At 39.0% G+C, this 11,952-nt stretch carries 9 protein-coding genes; 3 read left to right on the plus strand and 6 right to left on the minus strand.

Annotated features, from left to right (window positions below; all coding sequences use genetic code 11):
- Positions 1-42: 42 nt before the first annotated feature.
- From FTU36_RS09650 to FTU36_RS09675, 6 genes are all read right to left on the minus strand, one after another.
- On the minus strand, positions 43-1,344 hold the full coding sequence (locus FTU36_RS09650) for a hypothetical protein (protein ID WP_180117622.1): 1,302 nt from the start codon (positions 1,342-1,344) through the stop codon (positions 43-45).
- 50 nt (positions 1,345-1,394) lie between these two features.
- The gene (locus tag FTU36_RS09655) at positions 1,395-3,575 is read right to left on the minus strand and encodes a DUF6160 family protein (RefSeq protein ID WP_180117624.1); all 2,181 of its coding nucleotides are present in this window, start codon (positions 3,573-3,575) and stop codon (positions 1,395-1,397) included.
- A 30-nt stretch (positions 3,576-3,605) separates the two neighbouring features.
- The gene (locus FTU36_RS09660) at positions 3,606-4,295 is read right to left on the minus strand and encodes a hypothetical protein (protein WP_180064934.1); all 690 of its coding nucleotides are present in this window, start codon (positions 4,293-4,295) and stop codon (positions 3,606-3,608) included.
- Between the two features lie 10 nt (positions 4,296-4,305).
- Positions 4,306-6,363 carry a hypothetical protein gene (locus tag FTU36_RS09665; protein WP_180117626.1) on the minus strand — a complete coding sequence of 686 codons (2,058 nt, stop codon included), beginning with the start codon at positions 6,361-6,363 and terminating at the stop codon, positions 4,306-4,308.
- A 245-nt stretch (positions 6,364-6,608) separates the two neighbouring features.
- Entirely contained in the window at positions 6,609-7,178 is a 570-nt protein-coding gene (dcd, locus tag FTU36_RS09670; RefSeq protein WP_005008040.1) for a dCTP deaminase, read from the minus strand.
- A gap of 112 nt (positions 7,179-7,290) precedes the next feature.
- Positions 7,291-7,884: a LysE family translocator gene (locus tag FTU36_RS09675; protein ID WP_078192265.1), complete on the minus strand. Its 594-nt coding sequence runs from the start codon at positions 7,882-7,884 to the stop codon at positions 7,291-7,293.
- Between the two features lie 437 nt (positions 7,885-8,321).
- Between FTU36_RS09675 and FTU36_RS09680 the strand changes: the two genes are divergently transcribed.
- The 3 genes from FTU36_RS09680 to FTU36_RS09690 are packed head-to-tail and all read left to right on the plus strand — an operon-like array spanning position 8,322 to position 11,810.
- Positions 8,322-9,329: a TAXI family TRAP transporter solute-binding subunit gene (locus FTU36_RS09680; protein WP_180083599.1), complete on the plus strand. Its 1,008-nt coding sequence runs from the start codon at positions 8,322-8,324 to the stop codon at positions 9,327-9,329.
- The gene (locus tag FTU36_RS09685; protein WP_227591861.1) at positions 9,307-9,801 is read left to right on the plus strand and encodes a DUF1850 domain-containing protein; all 495 of its coding nucleotides are present in this window, start codon (positions 9,307-9,309) and stop codon (positions 9,799-9,801) included. Before FTU36_RS09680 ends, FTU36_RS09685 begins: the two co-directional genes overlap by 23 nt.
- On the plus strand, positions 9,798-11,810 hold the full coding sequence (locus FTU36_RS09690) for a TRAP transporter permease (RefSeq protein WP_067764590.1): 2,013 nt from the start codon (positions 9,798-9,800) through the stop codon (positions 11,808-11,810). The genes FTU36_RS09685 and FTU36_RS09690 overlap by 4 nt, the downstream gene beginning before the upstream one ends.
- Positions 11,811-11,952 lie beyond the last annotated feature (142 nt).

Raw genomic sequence — 11,952 nt, forward strand, 5'->3', positions numbered from 1 at the left:
CCCGCTAAGTGCGGGATTTTTTTATATTAAATACTTTAAGCCTTAACAGAATTTCAGCCCGCCGAAGCAGTTAGAACGAAACTCCTGTCCAGAAAGTTTTAAATTGTTTAATGGGAAATCAATTAATGACGGGTTTTTAATTTCTTTAACATCTAAAGCCGAACCTGCAACACAACCAAAGATTAAATCTCCACAATTACGAACATTGGTACTTAAGTCATGGTTAATTCCAGCGATCGTTTGTTTCAACACTTCATCCGTAATCGCCACTTTATCTGAAGGTGTAATACTGCCCAAATCAACTTCATCTTCCATCGCCAGCCACCAACCTCTTTCTGCTGCAACTGCAGCACCAGGCCAGAGTATTTTTTGAGCTTGTAAGGATAACGAAGCAGGGTTATTTAGATAAAGTGCATGGATCAAACCTAAACTTTGATTTACCGTAATATCGGTTTGTAGTCCAGTAAGATAGCCTGTTACGTCTTTATTCAAATTAATATTTAACCCAAGTAGAGAGATCTGAGCTTCTAATGGACCACTAAAATCTAGACGATCAACAGTTCCTGTACCCTTTAACTGTACATCTGTCATTCGATTCCCACTCACAACAGTGGCTGGAATCGTAAAAGGTGCTGTGGTTGATTTTAAATTAAAGGAATAATTATCTGATTTGTAGTGAAGTGGTCGATCAACTTCAGCACCAAATAATGTCCCCTTAACAGCCCCTTCAATGTATTGCTGCGTAGAAGCATAGTCCATCACACGCTCGGCAGTTGTTGCAACACCCGCAGACGCTTTGGTTTTCATATACCCACTAAAGGTGTTGATACCATTGGGTGTATTACTATTTTCTGTACCTAATGTCATTAACCCAGAAATTTTTTCAGCGCTCAGACGAAAGCCCATCACTTCACGAGTTGCAGCTGATTTGGGATCTTTAATTGCAATTTCGATAAAAGGATTGGTCAACAAAGCAGAAGTTGCCGCACGTTCATCAGACGTATAATTGCTATTTGCAGGCAATCCACTCAGTGAAATATGATCAATATCAATATCACAAGCACCTGAGCCATTTGCACCACCACAACCCAATTGCAGCTTTTTAATATTGGCATTGAGCTCCATTTCAGCTTCTAAACCAAGCTTATAAAAGCCGACATTGGATTGGTCTACGGCTTGTCCACTCTCATCCACAGAATTATACCCCTGCGTATATTCCATGGAGAGTAATGCTTGACCATCAACTTTTGATAAGCTTTCATCATCTAAAGCCATCATTGCATGAGATAAGCTACTCATCGCAAATGTCGAGAAGATCAAACCTCTGATTAACTTCTTTTTCATAACAAATTCCCTGTTCGTTATTTTATTTATTTGTTATTGATTTAATTTTACTAGCGTGGAGTAATCCCCATCGTACTTCGCATTGTTCCACCTGTTAGGGCAATATCCGCCATCTTTTGCATATTGCCATTTGTTAACATCGAAACTTCTGCACGAAATGCTTTAGACATATTATTGGTCGGATTAAATTTCACCTGATTATCAAACTCTACCGAATCTTGCTTCATTTTAATCCGAGCATCAAATCCGAGTTCACCCTGCATTTTATTAATATTGATACTTGAAGCTGAAACGACACCGCTAGCATTTACATCTTCATTCATCAAACTTAAATAGCTTCCCATAACTTTTTGATCTTTCTTTTCAGCATCTGTTAAGGCTTTAAATTCAAAGCTTCCACGGAAAGACAAATAATTATTTTCTGCACTGTCATTTAGACCCGGTACTATAAATAGCTCCCCCTTACCATCGAGCTTAAACGCAATATTCGTCAACACATCATCACGTTTAGAGAAATTATCTAAAGGTACTGTTGTCCCACATTTGACAGAAGCTGTAGTCGCACAGTTATAGGTTGAACCCGGAAGTTGACCAATCGCTAACTCGGCATTGGCTGCAATCAATAAATTATCTGCACGTACATAGATACCGTCATTTTCATAGCCAATCACACCATCAGATTGAATCAGCGCATTGATGTTTCGCAAGCCTGCATAATAATTGACTTCTTGGCCATTTAAGCCTTTTTTACCATCGATCAAGATAATAGAGGTCGTACTTGGTGTTTCTGTTTTTTTATCAACACCATAACCATCCGTGCTCATCACGAGGTTATAGCCAATACCTGATTTTTCAGTCGTATTTTTATAACTGTATTTTTTCTCTGATAATGCAACATTGGCATTCATATTGTAAATTGGAATACCAATCCCCCAACTATTGTCATTACTTGCAATTGCAGCAATTGAGTTATCAGAAATAAATCGTGCTGTACGTGCGATGGACTGAAAATCCATACCACGAATCGCCACAAGTGCAAAATTTCCACCTGCCGTTTGATTTGACAGGTTTTGGGTCAGAACATTATTGGTTAAACCTAATGTCGCTTTTAATTTATCATTCACTAGAAAATCAAGGCTTTTCGCTTGAATGGTATTGATATAAATATCGCCAAAATCAATATAGGCATTTTTATCAGCAACTAAAGACGTTAAATTTGAAAACTCAATGGCATAACTACCAATACCCGTATGGCCAATTTCTAAGGTTGTTGGTGCTTGACCTGCAACAAGACTCGGATCATCCTTTGAAGTGAAATCCGCGCGCACACCTAAATGTAAACCACCTGAACCAACGGACTCATATCCAGAAGCCTTCGTTGCTAGACCAAAATCTTTAATTCCGTCTTGATTGGCATTTAAGGCCACTCGTGCATTAGTGACAGCACCCGATGCTCCCATACGAATTAAATTGCGCTGTGCACCACCATCGGTACCGTAACGTAGATCGATATTAACGCCGGGGTTTGTTGCATCGCTACGTGAGCTATGCACATCTGATGTGTCCTTGACCCGCCCCAAATTGACAGCATGGTCTTTGCTCCCTGTAGATTTTGTAGTGAGAACAATGCCTTCATCAGCAGCCACATACATATAACCTGAACCAGCAAAGTTAAAGTTAAAGTCCTTTAAGGTTACGCTATGTCCATTCATACCATGACTAATACTGGCATTTTGCAATTGAAATTCCATATAAGCCGCATCATTACGGTTAAATAGACCATTGCTGGTTTCAAGTAATACTTTTAAAGGTGAAGTTGTTGCAATCGTAAGCGAACCTAAGTTTTGCGCAGGCGTTTGGCACGTTGCACCTTGACACAGCAGCATAATATTTTGTGCAACAGCCGTAAATGGGCTGACACTGGCTGCAATACGCATACCTACACCTGCATCCGTCGTCCCCACATCAAAATCTAATTTTGATCTAATGGTACTTTGTCCAACGCCATCTATTTGTACATTGTGCAAACCCATTTTCATCTTATTTTGGTCGGTCGGGTCAACCCAATTCAACTGATCGACTTTTACTCTAGAAACTTCATGGGTAATCGAAATGCCATCTTGGCCCGTAACTGCACCCAAGCTTTCATCGGTCATCGCTTCAAAAGCATATGCATGTTGAGCAAGTAAAATACTGGTTGCGAGTGCCGTTAAAGTTGTTATTTTTTTCATCACTATATCCTTATATTCAGTCACAGCTGATTAACAGCGACCTGCACCATTTCCAGTACAGTTAAAACTGAAGATGTTTAACTTTCCACTCATATGCATATTGCCATGCACATTAACACCCATAAATCCTTGTTCTGCACCACGATCAAAATCAGGTACTGCTAAAGTTGTTGTCGTTCCGTCCGCTTTCTTTTCAGTATAGGTCGTATAAGTACTGGTATTTTCATACCCCTCCTTACCTGTCGTACCTGTTTCTACTGCCAAGGTAGCAAAACCTAAATTTCTAATTTTTAATGGTTTATTATCATAAAATGTCAGCTGCATAGCCGTTTGTGGATTACCTTCACGATTGATGATCGTCACGCCATCTAAAGAAAATTGATCGATTTGTAACGTTCCTTGAAACTGTTTAAACACCAACCATTTCTTATTACCATTCGCATCCACATGATTATTGGGCGCAAGTGCTAAACGACAAAATTCATTGGATGAACATTGATATCCATAAAAAGCCTGAGTAGTTTTACCATTCGCATCCATGATTGATATGTTGTTTTTTGACATATCATTGGCGTATTGATGGTTTAATGAAAGCGTCCAACTGAGATCTGCACCGCCTTGACCGGTTGCAGCGGTAAGTTCCCTATTATCCATAGACACTAAACCTGCATGAGTTTGTGTCAGTGCAGCACAAACAACAGCGCATAAAATTTTATACATGTGATTTCTCCTACAGCCCTGTTGTTCTTATTTTTAAGTGCTGAATCAATACGCCATCTATGGCAACAGATCCTAAATTCGTGCTTTGTCCATTGACACCTTTAAACACCACACCTGTCGCCGTATCCGTACTTTTTGCATTCAACAGATTACCAGGCAAGCGCTCTACTGTACCGATCGCAATGCTACTGTGTGTTGCATTACGTCCTTGATATAGTGCTGTCGCATCTGAAGAGTTTGCTTTTAACTCCGTGCCACAACTATAGACGTTACAGGTTGATCCTTTAAAGTCTGAGGCATTTAAACCCGATGTACCTGTGGTATTACCAGCGATATCCGTATAGTAAGTATAAATTTTACTGTAAATAGAAGGTACATTTGGAATACGTGTCACTTCCAAAATAATATTTCGACCTTCTGAACCCACAATAAAGGGCTGATACATATTTCCTAAAACTAAATTGATATTTGGGCTATATAAATATAGACCTTCAGTTTCATGAAAGATTGGAGCTGCAGATCGATCCATCGCTGGTGTCGCTGCTGTTCCATCATCCAATTCAGGGCGTGCAGCTGTACTGATACGCATGCCGCGAGCATCCAAATCTCCATCATTGATACTCAGTGACTCAGCACGATCATTGGTATTAATACGAATTAAACTGGCTAAACCTAAAGTTTGGTTATAGTTGGTATTTGTTGATTTCAGGGTTTGGAAAATGCGAACTTGTGAACCATTTAAACTCAGGCCATTGGCAACAATTTGAGTCCGTAAACGATAGTCTTTATCTAAGCCGCTGGTGGGCGCACCAGTGATAGGATCAACAACATTGCTTGAATTCAAAGACCGTGAAAATACATCCATCCACAAACCAAGTTTGATGTTGTTAGATGCATCATCTGCCGCAATTTTCTTTAATGGTGCCTCAATGGCTAAGTAACCAACATTCCCCTTATTATCTTTCGCAAATTGTTCAACATCTTGATTTCCCGCATGGAAAAGCCACGGATTTTCAGCTGTCCCCCAATTAAACCCTTGATCGGTATAGCGTGTTGCTAATGAACTTTTGCCATTTTTATCTTTACTATTGGACAGGGCTAAGCCATATATAAATACATCTGCTTTCGATCTGAGGCTCGATACCGTCGCAGTCGAGGCAATTTGTTTTGCTGTAATTTCAGCATTTTTTTTCACCGTTGCTAATGCTGCATCGCTTGCCTTTTGAGCTTCAAGCTTGGCATAGTCTGTTGCCAACTGATTGAGGGTTTCTGCCGCTTTGGCATTTAACTGAGCATCTTTTGTTGTATCAATAATATTTGAACGTGTAATTTTTCCTGAGACATAATTTTTATAAAAAGTCGAAGTGGTCGGTAAATTACCCGTACTATTGTTACCGTATAGTAACTCAATCATCTCATACGTATTTTGCAGTGCATATTCTTTAGATTTATTATCCTGACCTGCTGTCAACGTTTTATTTGTTGTTCCATCAGATTCTAAGCCCGAAATAATAGTACCATTTTTATAATCTGCATAACGCTGATCGTAATATGCCTTCATCGTTGGCGATTCAAGATAAGACTGTACTAATCGACCACGATATTCTGTTGAATATGTTGCGATGGTTTCATTGGTAATACGTGTAGCATTATTGGTCTCATAAGTGCTTTTAGAACTTAAGAAAGTTGAGTCATAAACACCGTTATAGCCCGTAACTCGGCCTTGCTGATAAGCATCAACATAAGCTGCTTTGTAGATTTTATCGTAAGCACGCTGCCCTAATTGTTCATAGTTTTCACCAGTAGGAATAATCCGAATAAAACCTGTATCGTTTTTCCCTGGATCAACCATACCAGACGCATAACTAGAAGCGGTAGAACGGTCATTTGGCCCTTGAAAGACCATTTTGAAATTTTCTAAAGTGAGTGCAACACCTTCACCTGTTGTGGCTGAAAGTGCTTCATCTGATAAATCTTGAAGCGCATAAACAGATGGTGCAGCAAACATGCTGACTGCGGCTGCTAAGCAACTCTGGCGGAATAACTTAGCCTGGGTGAATTGAGTCATCTCGACCTTCCTTTTATCAGATGCTCTGCATCTCTCTTATATTTATTCCTGAGAACTGGCTTTGATGTTATTGTCCATTTATTCCTTAAATGGAGACTTGTGATAGACCAGTCACTTAACTTTTTATTATGCTGAATAATTACTCAATTGCAAAAACTTCCCCACCGAATGGTCTATTTTCCGATGAATGACCCAACAAAAAAGCGGGCTAATTCGCCCGCTTTTTTTAAACTAAATCCGAAGGATTAAGCTTTCGGTAAAGTCACACCGGTTTGACCTTGGTATTTACCACCACGGTCTTTATAAGAGGTTTCACACACTTCGTCTGATTCAAAGAACAACATTTGTGCGACACCTTCACCCGCGTAAATACGTGCAGGCAAGTTGGTTGTATTCGAAAATTCTAAAGTCACGTGACCTTCCCACTCTGGTTCAAGAGGTGTCACATTGACAATAATACCGCAGCGAGCATAGGTTGATTTACCCAAACAAACGGTTAACACATTACGTGGAATACGGAAATATTCGACTGTACGTGCTAGTGCAAACGAGTTTGGCGGAATGATACAAACGTCTGATTCGATATCAATAAAGCTTTTATCGTCAAAGTTTTTAGGGTCAACAATTGCTGAATGAACATTGGTAAAGACTTTAAATTCACGAGCACAGCGCACGTCATAACCATAGCTCGACACGCCATACGAAATAAGCTTTTCGCCATTTTCATCATAACGGACTTGGTTTTCTGCATACGGTTCAATCATGCCGTGTTTTTCGCTCATTTCGCGAATCCAACGATCAGACTTAATAGCCATTTATCTCTATCCAAAAACTTAAATCAATTATTGCGTGGTACTTTAACTGAAATCCAACTTAATGAAAATAAGCTTTGCCGAACTAAGCGGATTTAGTCATTTTCAAATCAATTTAAAGTTTTAAAATCGCAGAATAACTCAGTGGTATCGAAAAACTAACCAAGACTAGCGATGCTGTTCGTTGTAAATTGGCTTGATTGAGCCAACTAATTTTATTCGATGCCAAAACTGAACCAAGGAAGGTCCAAAAAAATGCAATAGGAACGATCAACAACAAAAAGATCAGCATGTGAGCTACATAATACTGCGCATTTTGCCAAGCCAATGCAGGAAAAATCGCAGATGCGAATAATAATGCTTTGGGGTTTAATAACGTCGCAACAAAGAGTTCGCGTGCACGAATGCCCTTTTGATTAAAATTTTCAGCAACAGTTGCTGTACGCCATAATCGCATAGCCAAAAATAGAATATAGCCAGCACTAAACAGTTTTAAAATGGTCGGCAGTAAAGGCAGATGTACGGAAATTTTACCAATGAGAAAACCCCATAGGCTAATCGAAATAAGATAACCAAAGGCTTCCGCTGGAATGAGTCGGAATGATTTACGTAGCCCAACTTGAATACCCGAAGATGCGAGTAGCGTATTGGTTGGTCCCGGCGTTAACAAAATACTGATAACTAGACCAATAAAAAACCATGAAATCATACTTTGACCTCAAACTTAATCCGCGAAGATTAATTCAGTTGTTTCGTATTAGCAAAATAAAAAATAGAAATGCTTATAAAAAACTCCTTATTTAATTATAAATTCAGTAACTTAAATAGAAAAAACAGAACCTTAGCTGAACAGTCATTCAGAGCACCTTACAATTCAAAGAAATAGTTTGAACTTATATTTATAAAAGAAATTTCACATGATTCCATGTATACCCTACAGTTTTTACACGTAACAAAATATTATTAAAATAAACGATATAGCTCCATGCCATTCTTACGCATAACCATTATTTATTGGAGACTAAAAAATCAAAAAAAAATACTTTTCAAAAATAATTGATTAAGTTATGTTCAATTGAGTAGTGGAAATTAAAATTAAAACTCATCAAATCAATATTCAAAATTTATGTGTAAAAGGACGTTTCTATGAACCAATGGACAAAACTCACGTTACTCTCGGTCACTTTGGCATGTATTACTGCTTGCTCAAATGATCAATCTACTTCAAAAAATACCACGGAAGGAAAAAGCACAGAAACAGCTACATCTAACCAACTTCAAACTAAGTTCGTAACCATTGCAACTGGCGGAGCATCAGGACCTTACAATGTGATTGGGACGAGTCTTGCAGAAATTTATAACAAAACTTTTGGTGTAAATTCTAAGACTCAGACTACAGGTGCATCAGTCGAAAACTTAAACCTTCTGAAACAGAATAAAGTTGAAATGGCATTTGTTATGAGTGACAGCTTAACAGAAGCACTGAACGGAACAGGAAGTTTCGCAAATGGTAAAGTTGAGAATGTCAGCCAAGTCGCAGCGCTTTATCCCAACTACGTACAAATCGTAACCTCTAAAAAATCAGGGATCAAAAATATCGAAGATTTGAAAGGTAAACGTATCGCTGTAGGTGCACAAAATTCAGGTGTAGAAGTAAATGCACGTACACTGTTGAATGGTTTTGGAATCACCTATAAAGATATTAAAGTTGATTATTTAGGCTATGCTGAAGCCGCTGATGCTTTAAAAGGTGGCAAGCTTGATGCAGCATTCCTGACTAGTGGCATTCCAAATTCATCACTCATGGAACTTCAACAAAGCTTTGATCTACAGTTAGTTTCAATCAATGCAGATAAAGTCAAAGAAATAGCTAAAGATCAAAGTTATTTCTTACCGATGATTATTCCAAAAGGCACATATGGCAATACTGCGGACATTCAAACTGCCGCAATTAAAAATGCATTAGTTGTTCGCACAGATATATCGGATGATGATGTCTACAAACTAACAAAAACTTTCTTTGACAGTTTGCCTCAATTGGCAACTTCACACCAAGCAGCAACAGAAATCACGCTTGAAGGTGCTCAACAAGGCCTTGTAGCGCCTCTACATCCAGGCGCGAAACGCTACTATGATGAAGTGGCTAAAAAATAATAAGCTTCAAAAAAATGCAGTTTATACTGCATTTTTTATATTGTTCTTCTTAATCTATGCTAGCTATCCAACACTGTATACGCAGGTTAGAGTTGAAACTGATATATGCAAAATTTCAACTGATCAATTTGATTTACAGTGGAAGCATTCAGTAGAAAAGACGGCTTGGTCTGAACAATATCAGCGTCAAAAGAATAAGTTTTTACTGCGCCACACCGATTTGATTTCATTTGGTGCAGGTACACCCTCAAATTATCCCATTGAGTTTCAAAAAAATGGTGTGATTAGAATGCGGGTCAATCAAAATATAGATGAAATCAACTGGGTGATTTCTAGAAATATGCAAGGCACGATCCTCGCTGACCAAAAAATTTGGTCTATTTTTCAAAGTTACCCAGACTATAGTTTGGTCAACATCTCGGTTCAATATCAACCCAAATGGAAGTCTTGGTGGATTGGAGAATGCCTATGAATTCCAAAGAAGATAAAGTTGTATTAGAACAACTCGATGAGAAACAACAACAAGCCATATTAGAAAAATTTGATCGGGAATCTGTTACTCGAATCAATATGAGCAAATCTGTTACCTACTTTGTTGCATTTGTAGCGATCTTTTATTCATTATTTCATTTATTTATTACGTTTAATCCTTTACCTGAGTTAATACAGCGTGCAGCCCATGTCGCTATTGGCCTAGCACTCATTTTCTTACTCTATCCAGCTCGTCAAGCAAGCTCCCGGCAGCATATTTCACTTCTCGATTGGTTCTTGGCTTTGCTTTCCATCTTCAGTTTTTTATATTTATGGAAAGAATATCAATCTATTATGACCACTCGAGGTGGTATTCCAAATACCTTAGATATCGCGTTTGCAATTATGAGTGTGGTATTAGTCATAGAAGCAACTCGCCGGGTCATGGGGTGGATGCTGCCCATTTTAAGTTTAATTTTCCTGACCTATACATTTATCAGTCACTTTGATTGGTTGCCAGATCGATTAATTACTCGCCCTTATACCATCAGCGACATTTTCGGACATATGTATTTAAAAACCGAAGGCTTATATTCTTCAGCAATTGGTGCATCCGTCACTTTTATTTTCTTATTTATCCTTTTTGGTGCTTTTCTTGCAAAATCAGGTATGGGGAAATTGTTCAATGATCTTGCCATGGCATTGGCGGGTCATAAACAAGGTGGTCCTGCCAAAGTTGCTGTAATTTCAAGTGGATTTATGGGCAGTATTAATGGAACTGCTGTTGCCAATGTTGTTGGCACAGGCTCATTTACCATTCCATTGATGAAAAAAATTGGTTATCACAAGAATTTTGCTGGTGCCGTTGAAGCCAGTGCATCCGTCGGTGGACAAATTTTGCCGCCAGTCATGGGTGCGAGTGCCTTCATTATGGCCGAAACAACTGGCGTGAGTTATGGCACGATTGCACTAGCCGCATTATTACCTGCCTTATTGTATTACCTTGGCGTCATGGCTCAAGTTCATTTCCGTGCGGGTAAAGATGATCTGAAAGGCGTACCTAAAGCTGATTTACCTAAAGTAAAAGAAGTTCTAAAAGAGCGTGGACATTTACTTATTCCAATTTTGGCACTGGTCTTTTTCTTATTTCAAAATATTCCTGTGAGCTATGCTGCTGTCTACACCATCGTCCTGACCATCTTTGTAGCAGCTTTAAGAAAATCAACACGAATGGGTGTAAAAGATATTTTAGATGCGCTCGTTGATGGAGCCAAACAATCATTATCTGTGATGGCTGCTTGTGCTGTCGTTGGTATTATTATCGGCGTAGTAAGTCTGACAAGTTTTGGTTCAGTAATGACTTCTTCAATTATGAGTTTAGGTGCAGGTAGTCTCTTTCTCACTTTATTTTTAACCATGATTGCATCGATGATTTTAGGCATGGGGCTTCCATCTATTCCGGCCTATATCATTACTGCCACCATGGCAGCACCAGCACTCGCAAACTTTGATATCCCTGTATTAGTCGCGCATATGTTTGTGTTCTATTTTGGTTTATTTGCAAACATCACCCCACCAGTTGCCCTTGCCGCCTTTGCGGGCGCAGGAATTGCAGGCGGTGATCCAATGCGCACTGGGTTTCAGGCCTTAAAACTATCTCTTGCTGGTTTTATTGTTCCATTTTTATTCGTTTATAACCCTGCCATGCTGATGATTGATACCACCAATGTTGCAGTCAATGCTCGAGAATTTGCCTTTCCTGCATGGACAACTATAGTGAGTATTACTGTCACTTCAGTGATAGGAATTCTCGCTTTAGGCTCCGCAGTTGAAGGTTATTTCAAGACTTATCTCAACTGGTTCTGGCGTATTTTTTTAGGTGTGGGTGCGCTGTGTATGATTATTCCAGAAACCATTACAGATATTGTAGGCATTATCATGGTCATCATCGCAATTACGGTGAATATTATCACTGCTAAACGTAAAGCAAACCCGTCTCTTTCCTCCTAAAAAACCAATTAAAAAGTAAGCGTCCGCTGAACACACCTTCTGAATTCATCCTATAAGCCTTAATTTAGTCCCCACTTAGAAACAAGTGGGGACTTAAATTTATGACTACAAATCATCAGACATCCATCGCATCTCTTGCGAA

The organism is Acinetobacter sp. YH12096 (assembly GCF_013419215.1).
GTDB lineage: Bacteria > Pseudomonadota > Gammaproteobacteria > Pseudomonadales > Moraxellaceae > Acinetobacter > Acinetobacter amyesii.